This is a genomic window from Sphingobacteriaceae bacterium, assembly GCA_002319075.1.
In the GTDB taxonomy this organism is placed as follows: domain Bacteria; phylum Bacteroidota; class Bacteroidia; order B-17B0; family Aurantibacillaceae; genus Aurantibacillus.
This window is the reverse complement of sequence record NVQB01000001.1, coordinates 3,269,705-3,292,911: the sequence shown is the minus strand read 5'-3', so window position 1 is coordinate 3,292,911 and position 23,207 is coordinate 3,269,705. Positions and strand designations below refer to the sequence as shown.

Below are 23,207 nucleotides of genomic sequence, written 5' to 3'. Positions count from 1 at the left end.
TTAATTTATCCGTTTACAATTTCTCCTCCGTTAGGATGTAATACCTGGCCTGTTATGTAAGAAGAATCGTCACAAGCCAGGAATAGATAACTTGATGCCACCTCAGCAGGCTCACCTGCTCTTTTTAAAGGAACTTCACTTCCAAAATCCGCAACTTTAGCAGCTTTAAAACTTGAGGCGATCAAAGGTGTCCATACCGGACCAGGTGCAACCGCGTTTACGCGAATGCCTTTAGCGGCAAGATTTGCCGATAAGCTTCTGGTAAAAGAAACAATAGCACCTTTAGTAGAAGCATAATCCATCAGGGCAGCACTTCCGCGATAAGCAGTAACGGAACTTGTATTGATTATCGTTGAGCCCCTTTTCATGTGGGGCAAAGCATACTTTGTGATCCAGAAAAAAGAAAAAACGTTTGTTTGAAATGTTTTCAGTAATTGCTCTGTAGAAATGTCTTTTAATTCCTTCTGTTCATAGTGCAAAGCCACGTTATTAATCAGAATATCAATTGTTCCGAAATTTTTTAGTGTTTTATTTACAGCCGAGAGGCAATTTTTCTCTTTGCTAAGGTCTCCAGGAATGAGGTAACATTTCTGTCCGTACTCTTCAATAATTTTTTGGGTTTCTTGTGCATCCTCATCTTCACTGAGGTAAGCAATAGCCACGTTCGCCCCTTCTTTGGCAAAGAGAATTGCTACCGCTCTTCCTATCCCACTGTCTCCACCGGTTATAAATGCTGTTTTGCCATTTAACTTACCACTCCCCCTCACTGTTTTATCATCATCCAAAGGTTTTGGCTGCATTTTTTTTCACTTCCCGGACGACTTTGATGCTGGGCTTTGCGGAGTTTCTTTTTAGGACTGGCTTTTTGCATAAGGTTAAAGTTTAACGGTTGAAACTAAACATTGGGGGAATTGTATTGACCTTATCTTTAATTAATCCTGAGATCAGATCTGCCGCTAAAGCACTAAAAGTTATGCCATTTCCTCCAAAGCCCAGGGCAAAATAACTGTTTGGGTTTTTAGCATAAGGGCCTATGTAGGGCAATCCATCTTTGGTTGACCCAAAAGTTCCCGCCCAGGTAAATTGTGTTTTAATTTTTATATCAGGAAATATTTTTTCAAAATCCCCTTTCAGTTTTTTTGCTTTCCTTTCAAGCAGGATTTCACGCTTTGCAGGATTGTAGTGCTTCTCATCCCGGCCACCGATTATCAGCCGACCTTTGTCTTCACGAACGTACAAATATGGATCGTCTGTATTCCAGAATAAACTTTTACCAAAACAATCAGGCAAATTCTCAATACGTTCTGTTACTAAAGCAAAAGTGGACTTTAAGTCTACGATAGACTTACTAATTTGTTCTGTGACTTCGTAGCCGGTAGCATAAATTATTTTTTTTGTGTTTATCTTCAAATCAGTGTCGGTAATCAACTCTACGCCTTCGCCGGTTTCTGTAATTTTTGTAACATGGGTAGCTTCGTAAACGCGGCATTCTTTTTTTTGATTATGCAGGTGTAATAAATGAGTGAATAAGTAGGCATCGATCCTGGCTGCTTTTTCAGAAAGAATAGCTTCTTTGGATCTTAGCTTATAGCGTTCCTGAATTTCTTTTTCCAAAAGATACTTCACTTTAAAGCCCGCTTCATGCCTGCTTTCAAACTCTCTCTGGAGGTAGGTGTTTTTGCGGGAAGTATGGGAAAAATAAAGGCTTTCGCAATACGAAAAATCTTTATACCCGATTTCGCCGGCAATTTTGTAAATCTTATCGATGGCCTCGCTGCATAGGCGGTAAGCCTCTATTGCATTTCCCTTACCAATTTTTGTTATTAACTGATGCAACGGAACATCTATTTCGTACTGTAAAAGACAAGTGCTTGCACCGGTGCTTCCCAGGCCGATCTTACGTTTGTCAATCACACAACATTCTATTCCCTGCTTAACGAGTTCATAAGCCATCAGGGCGCCACTTATACCGCCTCCAAGAACTACCACATCTGTTGTAATATTTTCCCGAAGAACATCAAAATCGTGATATAAACCATTCTTAAGAAAGAAATATGGGTAACCAGACTTTAAATTCATAGGTAATTAAATCAAACTGCTTCAAGATGTTCAAACTCGTCGTCTTCCTCTGAAGTTTCAGAAACTCTAATTTGAAATTTTTCGTCATTCAAAGTATCTTCCGCTATTGCAGCAAACATTTCTTTGGCTTCAAATTCTTCTTCGATTGATTTTTCTAATAAAAGAACAATTTCGAAAATACCGAGTTCATTTGCGAGGTTTATAAGGCTGTTATATTTAATTATCTCGAGGTGCTCCATTTTTTGAATAATGGCAAGTAAACCAAGGTCTCTTGAAAGGGTATTTTCTTCTGTTGCTTTCAAAATCTGGTGTGCTTCGTTTACCAACGATTTTATTTCTGAACAAGTTTTTCCGGCGGGCTTTTCATTAAGCAACATAAAAATACGTTCAAGTCGTTTTATTTGCTCGGAAGTAGCGCCTTTATGTCCTTTTAAACAGGCTTTTGCATAGCTGGTTGAGGCTGCTCTTTCCGCCCTGGCTAAAAATTTAATAAGAAGTTTTTCAGCCCAATAAATAAATTTTAATTCCTTGATAAAAGAGTTCCTGAAAACTTTTACAGTTGAAGATCCCTTTTGGTTTCTTTTAAGGTCGTGCGAATTTTGCATGTAAAAAAATTAGATGCTTATTTTTTACCAATTATATGCCACCAGATTTACGTTAAGCTTCATCAAAGTCTTTTCCCCGAATAAGGAGCGTGATCAAAAATGTGCGGCATTGTGTGGAGAAAATACCACAGCTTAAAATTGAGGGATTCATAAAATTTTATAGAACTTAATCTCCCAATTTTTGTTGTTAAGTTATTATTTGCGACAAAAGTTTATACATTTAGAACCTTATATGCCCCTTACGCGCTTTAGCATACCCCATAAAAACTATTTTTATATAATTGCAGCTTTCTCGCTGTTTATTATTCTGGCTGCGATTCTATTGGCGTTATATACCATTACTGATAATTATAAGTCTTTATCCTACCTCGATAACGCTTATGGCATTAATGCCCGCATCGACAAAATACATTCTATTTTAAAAGACGAAGAAAATCAACAGCGTGGTTATCTGATTACTTACCGTCCTGTATTCTTAAAAACACTTGACTATTCGAAAAGAAATATCAAGCGCGAATATGCTTCGCTTTACGACATATTAAAGGAAGAGAAGGAACAAGAAGAACCTTTGATAGCTTTTGGAATTGAAATAGACCTCAAGCTTCAAAATCTGGAAGACGGAAAAAAATATTTTGAAAAAGGCTTTATTGAGCAGGACTCTTTAAGAAAGATATTGGCACGCGGAGATTTTATCATGGATAAAACGCGTAAAACCATTACAAAAATGAAGAAGATAGAATACAGGCGCTTTAGCACGCTTCGCCAGAGTACGTTTACAAAATCACAGCTTTCTATCTTTATCATTGCTCTCACTTCTGGCATCTCTATTTTGCTACTCATAAGTATTTTATTGACTTTAAGGCGCGAACACCAATCTAAAACCATGTTCGAAGAAAAACTGATTGAGTCGGAAAAACAGTTACAACAACAAGTTGAATTGCTGGCTAACTCTAATAAAGAACTTGAACAGTTTGCCTATATAGCATCGCATGATTTGGAGGAACCTCTCCGGAAAATTGGTTCGTTCAGTGAGCGTATACATATGAAACTTGCCAATCATCCGGATGAGGAAGTAATGGATTCTTTAAAACGTTTGAATACCTCGGTTGTGCGAATGAGAGTGCTTATCAGCGACCTGCTAAATTATTCGCGTGTTACCAGAATGCTTGATATCAATGAAAAAGTTAACCTCGACTCCACTTTTCGCCAGATAACAGAAGATCTAAGCCTGGCTCTTGCTGCCAAAGGTGCGAAGGTTGAAATTGATTCGCTGGATGAAGTAAAAGGCAATAACACGCAACTCCGTCAGCTGTTTCAAAATTTGCTAAGTAATGCTTTAAAATTTAGCGACAAAGCACTTCCAGAAATAAAAGTGACGGCAAACTACTATACTGAAGAGGAACTAAAAGCAGGCGAATGGGTAAAAGATATTCCCACAAAACACAAAAAGTATTATTGCATTTTTGTTAAGGACAATGGCATTGGCTTCGAGCTTCAGTATTTACGACAGATCTTCATTATTTTTCAAAGATTACATGGCCGTTCAGAATATGAAGGAACTGGCATAGGACTGGCTATATGCAAACGCATTGTTGAGAATCATGAAGGCTTTATTACGGCTGAAAGTGAAGTTGGCATAGGAACTACATTTATTGTCGGACTCCCTGTAAAAATTTTATCATGAATTCAGTTATGAGAGAAGAAAATTGTATTCTTATTGCCGACGATGATCTCGATGATCAGTATATGATTAAACAGGCGTTTTCTACTGTGAGTGTAAAAGAAAAAGTGAACACTGTTTCAGATGGTGTTGAGTTGCTCGACTACTTATATAAGAAAGGAAAATATAAGGATCTGGAAGTATCCGTTCCGAAAATAATTCTCCTTGATTTAAATATGCCAAAGAAAGACGGTCGTGAATGCCTTAAAGAAATAAAAACAAACGCAACATTAAAAAAAATACCTGTAGTGATTTATAGTACAAGCAGCAACCCCGATGATATTTCTTTCGCCTACGATAACGGCGCGAGTAGTTATATTATTAAACCGTATTCCTACCAGGAATTAGTTAAAGTGATGGAAGTATTTAAGAATTACTGGTTACTAACAGTTAAAACCCCCGCTATTTAAAATGAACTCTAACAAAGCAATAAGATTATTAATAGTAGAAGATGACGAGGATGATTATTTCTTGCTGGTAAGCAGTCTAAAAAATACAAGTTTTGAAAAAAACATTACCTGGGCAGAATCTTTTTCTAAAGCGAAAGAAATTTTAAAACAACAAGCCATTGATCTTGTTATTGTAGATTACCGCCTTGGAGTTCACACGGGGATAGAGCTTGTATCCTATATTAACGAAAAATATCCATTTACCCCCACGATCTTAATGACCGGCCTCCAGGCCCAGGCTATTGATGAACAAGCTTTAAAACTAGGGGTTTCAGACTATTTAGTAAAAGGGCAATATACTTCAGAAGACATTGACAGGAGTATTCGCTATGCGATAGAAAAATCAAACGTCTTAAAGTCGCTTAAAGAAAGTGAAAATAAATTCAAAAATCTTTTTGAGAACTCTGTTGAGTATGTATTTATTGTTGATCTCGAACTCAATGTTATTGATGCTAACAAAGCTGCTTTAAAATTATTTGAATACGAAAATAAGGAAGCGCTGATTGGTGAAAACATCTCCGATTATTTTTATCCAAGAATTTTTGAATCAGAACGTTATTCAAATCCTTCGATGGAAATAGAGTTAACGCTACCGGAGCAAAATAAGAAGTGCTTTTGCATTTTAAACCTTTCTGTGGTTGACGCTGAGAAGAAAATTTACCAGTTGGTTCTGCATGATATTACTGAAAGAAGATTAAACGAACAAAAAGAGAAATTACTCGAGAAGCAAACACTTACCGGTAAAGTAGCCAGGGTAATTGCCCACGAAATAAAAAACCCGCTTACCAATATTCATTTATCTCTTGCCGAGCTCCGAATGATTTTAAGCGACGAAAATTCGGATGAGAGTCCTGACGAATTTCTTGATATTATTGACCGTAACAGTAAGCGTATAAATCTTTTGATTGAAGACCTGTTAAATGCAACACGTTTTGACACCATTAATATTGCAGAACTCTATATTCACGATCTTATTGGCGACACATTGCAAAATGTTGAAGACCGGGCAAAATTGAAGGAAATTAAAATCTCGAAAAATATCCAGGAAGGAATTCTGATAAAAGGCGATAAAGAAAAACTCAGCATTGCACTTCTCAATATTCTGGTAAACGCTGTGGAAGCGATTACGAGCGAGAATGGCGAACTGAGTATTAAAGCTTCCGTAATCGGAGATCTTGTTACCATTGTCATCTCCGACAACGGCAAGGGAATTCCGCAACAAGACCTTAATAAATTATTCGAGCCATTTTTTACTTCTAAACATGGAGGAACCGGGTTAGGACTCACTGCAACGCATACCATTATATCAAAACACGATGGAAATATAAAAGTAAGCAGTGAAATTGATAAGGGCACATCCTTTTTGATCACACTTCCTTTAAAAAATTAAAAGTAAACGTCGGGAGAATTTATTTTTTAAGAGGGTTTTTCCACCTTATTATCAATAGTAGTTGTATGCTCGTTAATTTGCGTGTTGAGCTTTTTCTCTACCGTATTTTTTTCAACCCAAACTGCATACTTGTTCGGCTCTATTTTCCTGTTTTTATGACGTACATATACCTGAGTAAATTCAGCCCCAAAGTACAGGATGATGGCGGAATAATATACCCAAAGTAAGATAAGAATAAGCGAACCGGCTGCACCATACGCAGTAATACTCGAATTGTGTTTTAAATAATAACCGATCAAAAATTTGCCTAACAAAAAAAGCAAACAAGTTGTAAAAGCTCCTGTCCATACATCGCGCCAATGAATTTTGGCATCGGGTAAAACTTTTAAAATGGAAGCAAATAAAACCGTTGTTGCTATAATTATCAACCCGTAATCAAGCACAAAAAAGTAATTGATAACACTTTCTGAAAAATAGCGCTCGAGCCGGTGCAGTAATCCTTCTAACAAAGCATTTAACACCAGCGAAACCAGGAGAATAAATCCCAGAACAACCACCATTGAAAAAGACATCAGGCGGTTAAGCAATAATTTTATAAATCCTTTTTTTGGTTTGGTTTGTAAACCCCATATCGAATTAATCGAATCCTGAATCTCGCCGAACATTCCTGTAGCTGCTACCAGGAGCGTTAAAAACCCCACAATGGTTGTAAGCACATTATCGTGGTGCAAAGTTGTGTTTTTTAAAACATCCTGAACCTGCAGAGCAGCATCCTTACCAATAAAGCCGCTGATCTCTGTAAAAATCTCACCCTGAATAGCATCCTTACCATAGAATATACTGCAAAGACCAATGATCACAATGAGCATAGACGGCAGTGAAAAGATAGTGTAGTATGCCAGTGCAGCGCTTAGTTTAAGCACCTTATCGTCGCTGAATTCACTGAAAGAATCTTTGGTTATTGACCATCCGCTTTTAAACGCGGCTTTATTAATTTTCATACCCTTTAAAAACAAATAGTGTTCCACTGGCATGAAATTAACGCGATTTACGTTACTTATTTTGCATACATCTATGGAAACAACTCAACAAACATCCTCCAACGAAAACATACATTCCAAAAGCACGAAACACAGCAAAAGAAAAAAAATAAAAATCATTCTCCTTTCCTTACTTGTTCTGTTGATTATTTTCAGACTTTTACTTCCCTACATTGTTTTAAAATATGTAAACAACAAACTGGCAAATCTGGAAGAGTATTACGGTCATGTGGAAGACATTGACATTGCCCTCATTCGCGGTGCTTATGTTATAAAAGATATTAAATTGGTTAAGCTTGGTAACGAGCAGGGACAAAAGGATACCATACCATTTTTCAAATCAACAGCCATTGATCTTTCAGTGCAATGGAAAGCAATCTTCAAGGGCCGCATTGTTGGAGAAATTTATGTAGAAGATCCTGTGGTTAATTTTGTAAAAGGAAAACACAAGGATGAAGATGCCAAGGCAGACACAGCAGACTTTCGCCAGTTGATCAAAGATTTAATGCCCCTAACGGTGAATCACTTTGAAATTTCGAACGGACAAATACATTATATTGATCCTTTCTCTTCACCACGTGTTGACGTGGCCATGAAAGAACTCGAAATTGTGGCTACAAATCTCTCGAATGTGAACGATAGCAATAAAGTACTTCCTGCCAACGCTGTAGCGAGTGCATCCGTATACGAAGGAGATTTTAAACTCCGCGTAGATTTTGATGCCTTGCAGAAAATGCCAACGTTTGATATGAGTGCCGAAATTAAAAATGTAAACCTGGCGTTGTTAAACGACTTCCTGAAAGCCTACGGGAACTTTGATACAAAAAAAGGAAATTTTGGTGTCTATACCGAATTCGCCGGAAAAGACGGGGGCTTTGGAGGATATATAAAACCCGTGATTAAAGACCTGGACATAGTACAATGGAACAAAGAAGAAGGAGACTTTAAACAGATTTTGTGGGAAACGCTTATTGGTAGCGCTGCAGAAGTACTGCAAAATCAGGATAAAGAGCAATTAGCTACCAAAGTTGATATTAATGGCAAGTTCGAAGATCCAAACATCAATATCTGGCGTGCTATAAGTTTTGTTCTCAGAAATGCCTTCGTTCGCGCCTTAAGACCCAGTATTGACAATACTATAAATATTACAAAACTCAAAGAAACGAAGGATAAAACGCTGCTTGAAAAAGTTTTTGGTGACAAGAACAAAAAGGGGGATAGTTCAAAAGATTCGAAAAAGGACAAAAAACAAAAGGAAAAAAAGAAGAATAAAAAGAAAAGGAAATAACAGTACCCGGAAAAAAAAATTTCCTCAGACTGGCAATGTTTTTCCCCAAAATTTTCATTTTGAGCGCTGAAGAGCATTAAATACAATGTTTTTTAACAGGCACGAAATTATAAGATTACAAAGCATGATCGCAATAAATTACATAGTAGCAGTTCTATTTACCATTTTTTGGGCTGTCGGATTTTTCACTAGCATGGTTGGCCCAGTTGTTCATATATTACTTCTTGCAGCTTTTGCTCTTATTTTGATAAATATTTTACACAACGATATAAACCCAAAAAGAAAAAACAACCATTTAATAAATTAAAACTATGAGCAACTTACTTTACATTATAGCAGTAATTCTTGTTATTGCATGGGCAATAGGATTCTTCGCATACAGCGCCGGAGGCATCATTCACATTTTATTAGTAATCGCAATCGTCGCTATTTTACTCCGTGTTATCAGGGGGAACGGCTAAAAAAATTTAAAACAACAAAACAAAAAAAGCGAAATTATAAATTTCGCTTTTTTTAATTGTGGGTTACTGAACTAAGATGAATGTGGTTCTTTTTTGGTAATGGATTCAACCTCTGTTATGAACTTAGAAACAAGATGGCTCGCTTCACTTCCGTACGAATCAACCACCATCCCTTTAGTTCCATCATTTGCTTCAACGGCATATACTATTGCGTTATCGCCCGGATCGCTCTCTCCTTCAAATCTGTAGAAGTTGTTAATAGTTACTTCGGAAGGAATGTAAAACTTTTCTTTGGATGGTGCTTCCAAACCTTTTTCGCTTGCCACAAAATTTTCAGTATAACCGTCCGACTGTAATTTATTCATGATGCCAGTCATGGTAGTCATGTTTTCTTTTCTAAAATTTTCCATAATGCTGTGTTTTAAAGAAGTAAATAAAAGAATCGTGCCATGTCAAAACTTTAAAAATACGCCCCTTTCACAGTCACTTATAAAATTATTCGGGAAAGCGTTCCCCATAATAAAATTGTGATGAGTTGTGTGGATATATTTTCTTTGACATAAATCAAGTTTACACAAAAATTAAGCCACTTTTTGTGAGCAATTTATTCCACAATTTTGGCCCCAGCGCCTAATATTAGGCCTTTTTATTTGGGGAATAGCATATTTTTTTCTTGCTTTGAAAGACGACCTGAACTAAAAAATCGCGTGATTTTTTTCTACGAGGTCTGCAATATTTTTTAATCAAATGCTATGAGTATTAAAAAAGTAAAAGTGCTTAAATCTTCCAAAGGAAAAGCAACTAGTGCTAACGGCTCTGTAAAATCAAATGGGTCTTCGAACGGTAATGGACATCATAAAAAAGAACTGCTCGTGATGGAAAAACCTAAAAATGGAAAAGCCAAATTAAAACTACAGGACGTACAGATAGATCCAATGGATCAGCTCTTTGGAACGCTTGATAAAAAATATTTACTAAAAGTACTTACTGAAGTTAAAAACGGAAACTTCAGCGCGCGCATGCCCATTGACAATGTGGGTTTGAGCGGGAAGATATGCGACACACTCAACGACATTATTGTGTTGAACGAGAAGATGATGCAGGAATTTACCCGCGCGGGCAATACCATTGGTAAGCAAGGAAAACTTACACAACGGATTGAAGTGCCCGGCACAAGCGGGTCCTGGCACACAGGGATTGATTCACTCAATACTTTGATTTCTGATTTGGTGCATCCAACCATTGAGATTGCGCACGTAATTAGTTCGGTTGCGAAAGGAAATCTCTCGCAACAGATGTCTGAGAAAATTGGAGATCATGCTTTACAGGGAGAGTTTGCGCGGATCGCTAAAGAAGTGAACGACATGGTGAAGCAGCTCAACCTCTTTTCAATGGAAGTTACCCGCGTGGCGCGTGAGGTAGGTTCCGAAGGAAAATTAGGAGGCCAGGCTAAAGTAAAAGGTGTTGCCGGTGTATGGAAAGATTTGACCGACTCTGTAAATCAGATGGGATCTAACTTAACAGCTCAGGTACGTAACATTGCTGAAGTGACAACAGCTGTGGCAAAAGGTGATCTATCAAAAAAAATTACGGTTGACGTAAAAGGAGAGATCCTGGAGTTAAAAAATACCATCAATACTATGGTGGATCAGCTAAACTCTTTTTCTTCAGAGGTAACCCGTGTAGCATTGGAAGTGGGAACAGAAGGAAAACTCGGTGGACAAGCGCAGGTAAAAGGAGTAGCAGGAACGTGGAAAGATTTAACCGATTCGGTAAATCAGATGGGTTCTAATCTTACTGCACAGGTACGTAATATTGCCGAAGTAACAACTGCTGTGGCAAAAGGAGACTTGTCACGTAAAATTACTGTTGACGTAAAAGGAGAGATCCTGGAATTAAAAAATACAATTAATACCATGGTAGATCAGCTGAACTCTTTTGGTTCAGAGGTTACGCGTGTTGCCCGTGAAGTTGGTAGTGAAGGAAAACTTGGTGGTCAGGCCACTGTAGAAGGTGTGGGCGGAGTTTGGAAAGATTTAACGGATTCTGTAAATCAAATGGGATCTAACTTAACCGGGCAGGTGCGTAATATTGCTGAAGTAACAACTGCCGTGGCAAAAGGTGACTTATCGAGAAAAATTACCGTTGACGTGAAAGGAGAAATTCTGGAATTGAAAAATACAATCAATACCATGGTGGATCAACTGAACTCTTTCGCTTCTGAAGTAACACGTGTTGCGAGAGAAGTAGGATCAGAAGGAAAACTTGGCGGACAGGCCACTGTTAAAGGTGTTGGAGGTGTATGGAAAGATCTTACAGACTCGGTAAATCAAATGGGATCAAATTTAACGGCACAGGTACGTAACATTGCTGAAGTAACAACGGCCGTGGCCCGTGGTGATTTATCACGTAAAATTACTGTGGATGTAAAAGGAGAAATTCTAGAACTGAAAAAAACCATCAATACGATGGTGGATCAATTAAACTCTTTTGCTTCGGAAGTAACACGTGTAGCTTTGGAAGTAGGAACAGAGGGAAAATTAGGCGGCCAGGCGAAAGTTACCGGTGTGGGTGGAACATGGAAAGATTTGACAGACTCTGTAAATCAAATGGGTTCTAACTTAACCTCACAGGTGCGCAACATTGCCGAAGTTACAACAGCTGTAGCGAATGGTGACTTATCCCGTAAAATTACTGTTGACGTTAAAGGAGAAATTCTTGAGTTAAAAAATACAATTAATACCATGGTGGATCAGCTGAACTCTTTTGGTTCAGAAGTAACACGTGTGGCCAGAGAAGTAGGATCTGAAGGGAAACTCGGTGGCCAGGCCACTGTAGAAGGTGTTGGAGGGGTTTGGAAAGATTTGACAGACTCTGTAAATCAAATGGGTTCAAATTTAACGGCGCAGGTACGTAATATTGCTGAAGTAACAACTGCCGTGGCGAAAGGAGATTTATCAAGAAAAATTACAGTAGACGTTAAGGGCGAAATTCTTGAATTAAAAAATACAATTAATACCATGGTGGATCAGCTGAACTCTTTTGGTTCAGAAGTAACACGTGTGGCCAGAGAAGTAGGATCTGAAGGGAAACTCGGTGGTCAGGCTGACGTACCCGGTGTAGGCGGAACCTGGAAAGACTTAACAGACTCTGTAAATAAGATGGCTTCTAACCTAACATCCCAGGTACGTAACATTGCCGAAGTAACAACAGCGGTTGCTAACGGCGACTTATCCAGAAAAATTGGTGTAGACGTAAAAGGAGAAATTTTAGAATTAAAAAACACCATCAATACCATGGTGGATCAACTTCGTGGCTTTGCTTCGGAGGTGACACGTGTGGCCAGAGAAGTAGGAACGGAAGGGAAACTTGGAGGGCAAGCAAGCGTGCCAGGAGTTGCAGGAACCTGGAAAGATTTAACCGATTCGGTAAATCAAATGGCGGGTAACTTAACATCCCAGGTACGTAACATTGCCGAAGTTGCTATCGCTGTGGCAAATGGTGATATGTCGAAAAAAATTACCGTTGACGTTCGCGGGGAAATCTTACAATTAAAAGAAACATTAAATACCATGGTGGATCAGCTCCGCGCCTTTGCTTCTGAGGTAACGCGTGTGGCCCGTGAGGTAGGAACGGATGGTAAACTCGGCGGTCAGGCTTTTGTACCGGGCGTTGCAGGAACATGGAAAGATTTAACCGATTCGGTAAATCAAATGACTTCTAATTTAACTGCACAGGTAAGAAATATTGCCGAAGTAACAAAAGCAGTTGCTTCCGGTAATTTGTCAAAAACTGTTGCCATTGATGTTAAAGGAGAAATTCTTGATTTAAAAAACACTATCAATACGATGGTGGAACAATTAAATTCTTTCGCTTTCGAGGTAACACGTGTAGCAAGGGAAGTAGGAACTGAAGGAAAATTAGGAGGTCAGGCCGAAGTAAAAGGTGTTGCGGGAACATGGAAAGATTTAACGGATTCTGTGAATATGATGGGATCTAACTTAACGTCTCAGGTACGTGGAATTGCAAAAGTTGTAACATCCGTAGCAACCGGAAACCTAAGACAAAAATTATCCATTGATGCAAAAGGCGAGGTAGCGCAACTTACAGAAACGATCAATGAAATGATTGACACACTCGCTCTGTTTGCAGATCAGGTTACCAATGTTGCCCGTGAGGTAGGTGTAGAGGGGCGCCTGGGAGGCCAGGCTTCGGTGCCAGGAGCATCCGGCATCTGGAAGAATTTAACAGAAAACGTAAATCAGTTAGCAGAAAACTTAACAACGCAAGTACGCTCTATCTCTGAAGTGGCTTCAGCCGTAACAAAAGGCGACTTAACGCGGAATATTCGTGTAGATGCAAAAGGAGAAGTAGAAGCTTTAAAAGACACGATCAATCAAATGATCGCCAACTTACGCGAAACAACATTGCGTAACCAGGAACAAGATTGGCTAAAATCTAATCTTGCCAAATTCACGCAAATGTTACAGGGTCAAAAAGACCTGAATACCGTAACGCAACGTATCCTTTCGGAGTTAGCACAAGTTGTTACAGCGCAATACGGGGCGTTCTACATTTTAAAACAGGATGAAGAATCACAGAGTGCAAAATTAAAACTTTTCTCTTCATACGCATACAAAGCAACTAAAGGTATTCCAACAGAGTTTGCTATTGGCGAAGGTTTGGTAGGCCAGTGTGCTTTTGAAAAAGAGAGAATTTTATTAAATAACGTTCCCGGCGATTATATCAAAATTAATTCTTCGCTTGGAAAAACGCGTCCTCTTAACCTCATCATTCTTCCGGTGTTATTTGAGAACGATGTAAAAGCTGTAATTGAACTAGCCTCCTTAGATACTTTCAGTATTACTCACTTAGACTTTTTGAGTCAGTTGACAGAAAGTATCGGTATTGTATTAAACACAATAGAAACCAACTCAAGAACTGAGGAACTATTAGCGCAATCGCAATCTCTTGCAGGTGAATTAAAAATACAACAAGAAGAGTTGCGCAGAACAAACGACGAGTTACAAGATAAAGCGCTCTTACTCGTAAAACAAAAAGACGAGGTAGAAGCTAAAAATAAAGAAGTAGAAGAAGCCCGTCGCTCACTCGAAGAAAAAGCAGAACAGTTAACACTTACTTCTAAATACAAATCAGAATTCTTAGCCAACATGTCGCATGAGTTAAGAACACCCCTTAACTCTTTGTTAATTCTTGCCCAGCAGTTGTACGAAAATGCCGAAGGAAATCTTAACGATAAACAAGTGCGGTATGCGAAAACTATTCACTCTTGCGGTGACGACTTAATTCAACTGATTAACGACATTCTCGATTTATCGAAAATTGAATCCGGTTTTATTTCGGCGAACTTCTCTGCTGTTCGTTTCACGGAGATTGCTGCATTTGTTGAAACTACTTTTAAACCCATTTCTGAGGCTAAACAATTAAAATTCTCTATCGAAACCGAAACAACACTGCCGGATATGATGGAGACCGATTTACAACGTTTAAACCAGATCTTAAAAAATCTTCTTTCCAACTCTTTTAAGTTTACTGAAAAAGGTGAAGTGAAACTCCGCATTAGTGAAGGTAAAAACTGGAAGCAAGGAATGATGCTAAGTCTGGACAATGCAAAACGTGTGGTAGCGTTTTCGATCATTGACACAGGTATTGGAATTCCGCAGGAAAAACAAAATATTATTTTTGAAGCGTTCCAACAAGCAGAAGGATCAACGAGCCGTAAATATGGCGGAACCGGTTTAGGCTTATCTATCAGCCGTGGTTTAGCCGAACTGCTGGGTGGAACAATTGAATTGGAAAGTCAACCCGGCAGAGGAAGTACATTTACTCTATTTCTTCCTGTTGAAAATATCCAGGGCCTTCTTTCGGTTGAAACTTCTAGCAATCCTGCCTACAAACAATTGCAACTTGCCGATGAAAATCAAAATCAAAACCTCGACAAGCTTCTAAGTTCATTAAGCATTGCCACGGAAGATAAAAAAACGAATGTAAACGAGATGATCAACGAAAGTGGTGATGATCGCAATAACATTCAGGCAACCGATAAAGTTTTATTAATTGTTGAGGATGACTTACGTTTCGGAAAAATTCTGATTGAACGCGCACACAACAATAACATGAAAGCCATTGTTGCTATAAGCTACATTGAAGTTTTCGATTTCATAAACCGTTTTATGCCTGTGGCCATCACCCTCGACGTGAAACTACCTGATACCAGTGGCTGGAAAGTACTTGACTTATTAAGAAATGATTTAAGTTACCGGCATATTCCTATTCATTTAATATCGGGTGAAGAAAACAGAGACCTTGCGCTGAGACGTGGCGCCAGAAGTTTCTTATTAAAACCTTTAGAGAATGAAGCCCTTAACGATTTGTTTAAAGACATCATTTATTTTAGTGAAAAAGGAGTGAAACATGTTTTAGTGGTGGAAGACAATGAAATTGATTCTTCTCAAATTGCTAAAATACTGCAAGGCGACAAAATTGAAGTGATCGTTGCCAATACTGCGAAAAAAGCGCTGAAATTAATCGCCGAATCGGAATTCGATTGTATAATTCTTGACTATACCCTACCCGATATATCAGGACAAGATCTTATTCAAAAAGTTTCGAAGGTGAAGAAAAAAATGACACCGGTGATCATTTATTCAGCGAAAGACTTTACGCAGCAGGAATTACAGCAGATCAATAAAAATTCGAATACCGTTGTTGCCAAAGGCGTAAATTCTATTGACTACCTGCTTGAGGAAACTGTTTTACATCTTCATATAAATCACAAAGACCTTGCTCCTGAAAAAAACAAGATCATTGAAAACATTCGTATGAAAGAAGACATTCTTACCGGAAAAAATATTCTGGTGGTGGATGACGACGTGCGTAATCTTTTTGCCCTGACTACTGTTTTTGAGCGTCTTAATATAAATTCCATCACAGCTGAAAGTGGAAAAGAAGCTATCCATATTCTGAATGAAAATCCGAAAATTGACATGGTGTTAATGGACATTATGATGCCGGAAATGGATGGTTACGAAACCACACAAAAAATAAGACGGGAACATAAGAATAGTACACTTCCTATCATTGCGGTTACTGCAAAGGCGATGAAGGGCGACAGACAAAAATGTATAGAAGCTGGGGCTTCCGATTATATTACAAAACCTTTAAAAATTGATCAGCTTTTATCGTTAATGCGAATCTGGTTTTATAAATAGAAATTATGCCACCGAAAATACTCTTAGTTGATGACCGGGAAGACAATCTGATGTCTATTGAAGCTATTCTGGGCACCGAACGTTATCAGTTTGTAAAAGCAAATTCGGGAAAACAGACTTTAAAAATCCTGTTGCATGAACATGACTTTGCCTTGATATTAATGGACGTTCAGATGCCTAATATGAATGGTTTTGAGACAGCCTCTTTAATTTATGAAAGAGAAAAGCTCAAACATATTCCTATTATTTTTATAACGGCAAATAATTTTGGAGAAGAAAGTATTTTCCAGGGATATAAAAGCGGCGCGGTGGATTATATTTACAAGCCCATAAACTCTGATCTTCTCAGGGCCAAGGTGAATGTCTTTGTAGACCTCTATCGCAAGAACCATATGCTATTAATGCAGGAGCAAACCTTAAAAAGCATTAATAAAAGTCTTGAAGGAGAAATAAATGAGCGCAAAGCATCCGAAGAAAAAATTCAGGAGCTCAATCACAAATTGCTCCAGAATATTGAGCGTCTCGAATCTGCTAACAAAGAGTTGGATCGTTTTGCCTTTATGGCCTCACACGATTTACAGGAACCTTTACGAAAGATTATAACCTTCAGTGACCGCCTTTCCTCTAAATATTCTAACAAAATTGACGACGAGGCTGACATGTATATCAATCGCATTCAAACAGCTGCAGAGCGAATGCGTATTTTGATCAAAGACATTCTTGCTTTGTCGAAGATTGTAGCAGATAAAAACTCGTTTATTGAAACCAACCTGAACGCGCTGGTTAATGAGGTGCTCGGAGAAATGGAACTGGGCATTAAAGAAAAAGAAGCGAAGATCCTGGTTGAAAAATTACCACCGTTATACGTAAATCCTTCCCTCATACGTTCTCTTTTTCAGAATTTGATCAGTAACTCTCTAAAATATTCGCGCAAAAATATAAAACCGATTATTCGCATTAGTTCTGAAATTAGTTTTGAACGAACGAATATAGAAACCAATGAAAAGGCAAAGTACTGCAGAATTCATATCACGGATAACGGTATAGGATTTGACCAGAAAGATTCCGAACAAATTTTCAGCATCTTTAAACGCTTGCATTTTAACAGCGAATTTGAAGGAACAGGTATTGGCCTTGCTATCTGTAAAAAAATCACCGATCAGCACAATGGGTTTATTTCAGCGCGCAGTAAAATAAACGAAGGTTCCACATTTATTGTTTCTTTACCGGTTGTTACGCCCTTAAACTGAAAACTCCAGTCATATTTCCGATTGCTTAAAATTTCATCGTTGCGCATAATTTGATTATGAAAATTACTACTGGCCTTAAATTCGTTGCCTTATCCGGTTTTCTTATAACCTCTTGCCTCGTTCCTCTTCGCTCTTTTAAAAACACAAAACAGCCTTCTCCGCCTGATTATGCTAATCGTTTGTATTGGGCTGCTTTACCTGATAAACTGGACAGTTGTGATTTTGAACTTACGGGATACGGCGTTGTTGACGGACAAAAAAAAGCAAGGGCAGATGTGTTTTTTATTCCGCCTACAAATTATCTGAATGGATATAAGTGGAATGCAAGCGTTAATGATTCTATTGCCAGAGAACTGACACAAAAGATTGGCTGTAAATTACAAGCAAGTGTTTTTAATGAAAGTTGTAAAATCTACGTTCCTCATTATAGAACAGCCATTCTCTATTCTTATTTTGCAATCAGAAAAAAAAATGGCCGGCAAGCTTTTGCCCTCGCTTACGATGATGTGCGGAGAGCATTTTTATACTATCTCAAACACTACAATAAAGGCAGGCCAATAATTATTGCCTCACACAGCCAGGGAACAGACTATGCAGTGAGTCTTGTGAAAGACTTTTTTGATAAAGATACCACCCTTAATAAAAAACTAATTGCTGCCTACTTAATTGGGCGACCAATTTATGACACCACTTTTAAGCAACTAAAACTAATGAGCTCCCCTTCTGAAACCGGAGGCTATGTAACATGGAATACCGTTGCTTACCGCACGAATACTTTTTATGGAGATCCTGTTGGAAAAATTCTTGGCGTGAACCCTTTGAGCTGGAAAACAGATACCGTGCACGTTCCTCACCAAAAAAATTTAGGTGGTTTGCCTTTTACGGCGAATAAAATTGATACCGCCCTTACCGATGCCAAAGTGGCGCCATCCGGCTTTTTATGGGTTCATGCGCCTGCTCTAAAAAAACCTCTGAATCATTATCCCGGCATGAATACTTTTTATTACCACAAAAACGACTATGCTTTTTTTTATATGAACATTCGCGAAAATGTAAAACTCAGAATAGAAACGTATTTTAAAAAATATCCTGCATAAAAAAAGCGCACTCATTTTTTGAGAATTATCCCTTTAACTCGCCAAAAAATATATAATTGATTATCAAACAGTTGCTTGTTTTATTTTTCTAAATAATTTATTAATATAAAATATATAACTATCTTTATAACAATAATGCCCCACTAAGCCTAGATACATTTCGGTGTATGCGCTCAAAGATGTGGGGCTACTTGTTTATAGACGTTTCTAATTCCAGACGTCCCAGGGATCTAAATCCATCGGAAATCCCATTGCTTTTTTATCAATTCCATAATCCAACATTAATTGTTTTACATGTGTTTTATAGTGAATGTATAACTCTTCGTCGATAGTCTTTAACACCTGAAGTAAACAACATCCAATTCCATAAAATAAATGCGTGTTAGAATCGTTTGCTGTATGAAACCTGTGAACATCTCGTTTTGGAAATTGCAAATCTTTTGCTGGCCTAATATTCCATAATCTTGCATGATGGGCGCAATGATTTCTTAATACTACAAAACCATGAAGCCATGAATTAAATGTTTCAGAAACTGGACAACCAAAATCCTTAGCTATTTTTCTGGTAGTTCCATCAAGTACCATAAGACTGTATAATTTACTTAATGCTCCAAAAGAAATGCATTCCATCATCATCCAAGACGGAACTATTGCTGTGCTACCATAATTATCTTTAAATTTTCGAATATATGCCTTTTCGGAATTTTTTGAAATTGAATCGTTTATTTTTTCAATTAAAAGTTTATATAAATCAAATTCTTTTTCTTGTTGTTGATATTTTATTTCATCACCATCTATATAAGGCATTTTAATAATATCTTTTTTTGTCCTTTTATAAAATAATGCTGAGTCCGAATACCAGGTGCTTTCATATTTTAACGACATTAAATCCGTAATATAAGATTTAAGTTTAATTTCAATTGATTTCACAGCATAAGACGTAATAACTCGAAGTTGCTTATCAAATTCATACAAGCGAATTATATCTTTAAATGTCTTACCAGGCTTAAAACTATCTTTAGGATTTTGTAAAGGACCAAAATATCCTGATAATCTATAGTAACCAATTTTATTTAAATAAACTTTTATTTCTATCTCATCTTCTAAAGTGATGATTAATCCCCTTTCTTTTAATAAGGCAATATGAAAATCTGAATCCCTTGATGGTTTATTTTCTTTAAAATCCGTCATATACTTAACAAATAATTACTAAGTATAATATCGTAATAATTTATTATCAATATAAATAGGGTTTAAATAAAAAAGAAGAAATCTGTAGATTTCTTCTTTTTACCCTGGTGAGTTAAAGGGGCTATTCCCTATTTTTTTAGCGCGCTTTTTTAGTTTATCTTAAACCAGGTCTTAATCTTTAAACGTGATCATTTTCGCGTTGCTTAACACATCAAATGTCACTTTCCTGTTCTCGCTATGTTGCTCTTCAGAACAGCTTACACCGTCTGTACAACCATTTTCAATTTTAGTTTCTCCGTAAGCATTCACGGTTGTGATTCTATATTTGGGTATACCATTTTCAATTAAATAGGCTTTAACAGAGTTGGCGCGTTGAGCAGAAAGATTTTTGTTATAGATCTCTGTACCTCTTGAATCGGCATAACCGTTAACAATTACCACGAGGTCTGTATTACTTTTCATGACTCTTATATTTTCATCCAACATTTTTTTTGTGTCGCTTGTCAAACCTGATTTGTTATACTCAAAATATCCTGGAGTTGAATTCCAGCCCAACACTTTTAGTTGATCAGGACCAACGGGCACTTTGCTTTGTGAAGCATAATTACCTATCTTATTCTTTTCTGCCGATTTTTTATCTTTTACAGCCGTTTTATTTGCATCGGCAATAGCCAGTGAATTTGTTTTTACTGATGAAGTATCCGTCTGCACAAATAAAGTTTGTCCGACAGTTATTTCTTTTTCAGCACATAAAGCACTAAGAGAAGGGCAGGTATCACAATAAACAACCGCCTTTGCAGAAACTTTATAAACGTTAGCCGAGCTAAAAGTATAGTCTGCACTTCCTGAAGCCATATTGAAATTTTGATCATTAACAGTTAAGCTAACAGATCTTACATTATTTTTATACTGCTCGGGAATTTGTAAAGAGAAATTATACATCATAGAATTAGTGCCGTTTGGAATTGCATTGATCACAAATAACGTATCTAAAGACTTACACTCAGGAATGTCGTTTGAAATGTAGTGAACCGCATAAATATCCAAATCCCCTTTTCCTCCGGGTCTGTTAGAAGAATAATATCCTTTCGAACTGTTCGGGTTAAGTGCAAAATACATGTCATCGCCCGGCGTATTGATGGGTTGTCCCAAATTTTCAGGAGTTGTCCATTGGCCATCTACCAAACGTGTTTTGTAAACATCGTATCCGCCATAGCCTGGTAAGCCATTAGAAGCAAAAAACAAAGTTCCGTCTTCCGTCATAAACGGAGCGTCCTCATTATAGCCCGTGTTAACTGTTCCTGGCAAACCAACAGGATCTTGCCATCTACCATCTTCACCCCTGAGTGACCTGTAGATGTCCATTCCTCCAAAACCCTTTTCAGAAGTACTTGTAAAGAATAAAACTTTATTATCGGGAGACACAAATGCATGTGTTTGCAAATAGGAAATATTAATGTTAGCCGGCATTAGCTGTTCGTTCTTTGTAGAATCGTTTAATTTTGCTTCATACAGCTGACTGTTCTTAAAAATGTAAAGTGTTTTTCCATCAGGACTAGCACTAACAACGGACTCGCCACCTTTGTTTTTAAAATTAGAATCTTCGCCATAATCCGGACGTTTAAATCTTCTTACCGGACCAAATTTTCCATTGTCAAGTTTTGAAACATACATGCTTTCCCAATACCTTCTGTCTACACCATTTTTCTTTTCCTTAGGAGTATCTTGTCTTTTTGAAGTAAAAATAAGTTCACCATTAGTATACACAGGGCCGTATTCTGGCTTATCTGTATTAATAACAGAGCCCACATTTTTCACCGACTGCTGCTCAGGAGGCGCAATTGACGGGTGCTCTAGCGCATACTTACAATCTTCTATGCGTTTATACAAATAGATGTCATAATCCGGATTTTTCTCTGTGTTTTTTACGGATGTTTTATCGTAAAAATACAGGGCGCGTGGATAATTGCCGATATAGTGATAACTTTTCCCCAGGTCGTTATTAATTTTCATCTCAGTTTTATCCGGATTTTTCTTTGCAGCTTTTTCAAGATAAGGAATTGCCTGATCGTATCGGCCCATGTATTCTGAGAGTACGATGCCTTTTCCGGCATTTGCGTAATAAGAATTGCTATCCTTTGCAAGTACCTGGTCATAGTACGTCAACGCTTTATCATAATCATATAAATCCACCGCATTGCTTGCTTTGCGAATCAGTTTTTTTTCTTCTGAACACGACACTATGCAAAGTGCTGAAATAGCAAGTGGTATAAAAAGTAATTTTTTCATTCTGTTTTTAATTTATAGTATAGATGCAAAGTGACTGCCATCTATAAGGTAAAACCATTAGATAGCCTATTTTATGTATATGTGCATAGTATACCACTAAAGGGGGAAATATAATTCACATTTCTTATTTAAAAAGGCGAAAAACATCTGGCACAGAGTTATAGATATCTGTGTATTCTTCAACTCAACATATATAAATGGAAGGCGGTGGAATTTACAAAGAAGATTTGCGAGGGTTAAGCAATGCTTTAGAGTAGATCCATCGCCTTCTTTTAATGGCATAGCGTTTGATTAAAGAGATATAACCTATAACACACTCTCATGGCTGCTTTAGTACAACTTATCAAAAAACAAGAAAATAAAATTTCTATCATTAGAAAAACAATTCTATTTAATAAAAAAGCAAGCTGTCCCTGTTGTCATTCTAAAATTACTTTGAAGCACATGAGTAAAAAGTTCCAGGTTTCATTTTTTTGCATGAACTGCCAGTTACTATTCTCCAAATAATTTCGTCCAATTTCTTATTTTCCATAAGTTCAAAAGCCTTATCAGCCGGGCGCTTTGCGAAAATATAAACTTAAAAGCGATTTCTACTAGCGTTAATTTCAGGCTTTGTCTTTTCTAAACAGTTTCTCATTGTTGCGATTACTCTTCACTTATCCGGATTCCTTCAAATAAAAAAATCCTTCGACTGAAGGATTTTTTTATACTGGGGTAATTGGTTTGTTTACGGTAGGTTGGTTAGAATACGGATTTACGTATATATATTTTTGGTTGTATAAGGCAGTAACAAATTACCCGAATTTATTTATAGCCCTCATTTACAGAGGTTGTATTTTAATGTAGTGTTAGTGAATCACCAAAAAACTTATGAAGCCAAAGAGAAACGCTTCCTAAAGACCCTTTTTTAATAAGAACGTTTCTTATATCGTCTAAACGCAAGCTACCGGTTTCAAGGATGGCATCATTTATCTGACGGACATTTACTCCCCATTTACGGGTCCAATAGGCTAAATCGTTTTGATCTTCCGGATGAATTGTTAAACGTTTTGGAGTAAAGTAGTTCATGGGTTTAAGCTTTTAGTGTTATGCCTTATTATCTCCAAATGTCATGCC

16 protein-coding genes are annotated in these 23,207 nt (G+C 37.5%); 8 read left to right on the top strand and 8 right to left on the bottom strand.

What is annotated here, in order from left to right; translation table 11 throughout:
• Nucleotides 1-5: 5 nt before the first annotated feature.
• From CNR22_14235 to CNR22_14225, 3 genes are all read right to left on the bottom strand, one after another.
• Nucleotides 6-800, bottom strand: a complete 795-nt coding sequence (locus tag CNR22_14235) for an NAD(P)-dependent oxidoreductase (GenBank protein PBQ32882.1) — start codon at nt 798-800, stop codon at nt 6-8.
• A gap of 82 nt (nt 801-882) precedes the next feature.
• Nucleotides 883-2,079 (bottom strand): FAD-dependent oxidoreductase, encoded by a 1,197-nt coding sequence (locus CNR22_14230; protein ID PBQ32881.1) that lies wholly within the window; start codon nt 2,077-2,079, stop codon nt 883-885.
• Between the two features lie 11 nt (nt 2,080-2,090).
• Complete coding sequence (locus tag CNR22_14225) at nt 2,091-2,684, bottom strand: hypothetical protein (protein PBQ32880.1); 594 nt, start codon at nt 2,682-2,684, stop codon at nt 2,091-2,093.
• A 232-nt stretch (nt 2,685-2,916) separates the two neighbouring features.
• Here CNR22_14225 and CNR22_14220 point away from each other — a divergent pair, with 232 nt between their 5' ends.
• From CNR22_14220 to CNR22_14210, 3 genes are read left to right on the top strand one after another with little or no spacing between them, the layout of a single operon-like run.
• Complete coding sequence (locus CNR22_14220; GenBank protein PBQ32879.1) at nt 2,917-4,368, top strand: hypothetical protein; 1,452 nt, start codon at nt 2,917-2,919, stop codon at nt 4,366-4,368.
• Nucleotides 4,365-4,814, top strand: coding sequence for a two-component system response regulator (locus tag CNR22_14215; protein PBQ32878.1), 450 nt, complete (start codon nt 4,365-4,367; stop codon nt 4,812-4,814). Before CNR22_14220 ends, CNR22_14215 begins: the two co-directional genes overlap by 4 nt.
• Before the next feature lies 1 nt (nt 4,815).
• Nucleotides 4,816-6,243: a hypothetical protein gene (locus CNR22_14210; GenBank protein ID PBQ32877.1), complete on the top strand. Its 1,428-nt coding sequence runs from the start codon at nt 4,816-4,818 to the stop codon at nt 6,241-6,243.
• A gap of 26 nt (nt 6,244-6,269) precedes the next feature.
• Here the strand turns inward: CNR22_14210 and CNR22_14205 are convergent, their stop codons facing one another.
• Nucleotides 6,270-7,244 (bottom strand): ribonuclease BN, encoded by a 975-nt coding sequence (locus CNR22_14205; protein ID PBQ32876.1) that lies wholly within the window; start codon nt 7,242-7,244, stop codon nt 6,270-6,272.
• A gap of 73 nt (nt 7,245-7,317) precedes the next feature.
• On the opposite strand from CNR22_14205, the gene CNR22_14200 reads away from it, so the two are divergent.
• On the top strand, nt 7,318-8,571 hold the full coding sequence (locus CNR22_14200; protein ID PBQ32875.1) for a hypothetical protein: 1,254 nt from the start codon (nt 7,318-7,320) through the stop codon (nt 8,569-8,571).
• Between the two features lie 85 nt (nt 8,572-8,656).
• Complete coding sequence (locus CNR22_14195; GenBank protein ID PBQ32874.1) at nt 8,657-8,878, top strand: hypothetical protein; 222 nt, start codon at nt 8,657-8,659, stop codon at nt 8,876-8,878.
• Between the two features lie 225 nt (nt 8,879-9,103).
• Here the strand turns inward: CNR22_14195 and CNR22_14190 are convergent, their stop codons facing one another.
• Nucleotides 9,104-9,442, bottom strand: coding sequence for a hypothetical protein (locus CNR22_14190; protein ID PBQ32873.1), 339 nt, complete (start codon nt 9,440-9,442; stop codon nt 9,104-9,106).
• A gap of 525 nt (nt 9,443-9,967) precedes the next feature.
• Here CNR22_14190 and CNR22_14185 point away from each other — a divergent pair.
• Genes CNR22_14185 through CNR22_14175 form a run of 3 tightly spaced genes read left to right on the top strand, consistent with a single transcriptional unit; the run spans nt 9,968 to nt 18,611 of the window.
• Nucleotides 9,968-16,264 carry a hybrid sensor histidine kinase/response regulator gene (locus CNR22_14185; protein PBQ34911.1) on the top strand — a complete coding sequence of 2,099 codons (6,297 nt, stop codon included), beginning with the start codon at nt 9,968-9,970 and terminating at the stop codon, nt 16,262-16,264.
• Between the two features lie 5 nt (nt 16,265-16,269).
• Nucleotides 16,270-17,514: a hybrid sensor histidine kinase/response regulator gene (locus CNR22_14180; protein ID PBQ32872.1), complete on the top strand. Its 1,245-nt coding sequence runs from the start codon at nt 16,270-16,272 to the stop codon at nt 17,512-17,514.
• A 56-nt stretch (nt 17,515-17,570) separates the two neighbouring features.
• The gene (locus CNR22_14175; protein ID PBQ32871.1) at nt 17,571-18,611 is read left to right on the top strand and encodes a hypothetical protein; all 1,041 of its coding nucleotides are present in this window, start codon (nt 17,571-17,573) and stop codon (nt 18,609-18,611) included.
• Between the two features lie 207 nt (nt 18,612-18,818).
• Here CNR22_14175 and CNR22_14170 read toward each other — a convergent pair whose 3' ends face one another.
• The 3 genes from CNR22_14170 to CNR22_14160 form a co-directional block, all read right to left on the bottom strand.
• The gene (locus CNR22_14170) at nt 18,819-19,802 is read right to left on the bottom strand and encodes a hypothetical protein (protein ID PBQ32870.1); all 984 of its coding nucleotides are present in this window, start codon (nt 19,800-19,802) and stop codon (nt 18,819-18,821) included.
• 171 nt (nt 19,803-19,973) lie between these two features.
• Complete coding sequence (locus CNR22_14165) at nt 19,974-22,091, bottom strand: hypothetical protein (protein ID PBQ32869.1); 2,118 nt, start codon at nt 22,089-22,091, stop codon at nt 19,974-19,976.
• Nucleotides 22,092-22,928: 837 nt separating this feature from the next.
• On the bottom strand, nt 22,929-23,159 hold the full coding sequence (locus tag CNR22_14160) for a hypothetical protein (GenBank protein PBQ32868.1): 231 nt from the start codon (nt 23,157-23,159) through the stop codon (nt 22,929-22,931).
• Nucleotides 23,160-23,207: the final 48 nt, after the last annotated feature.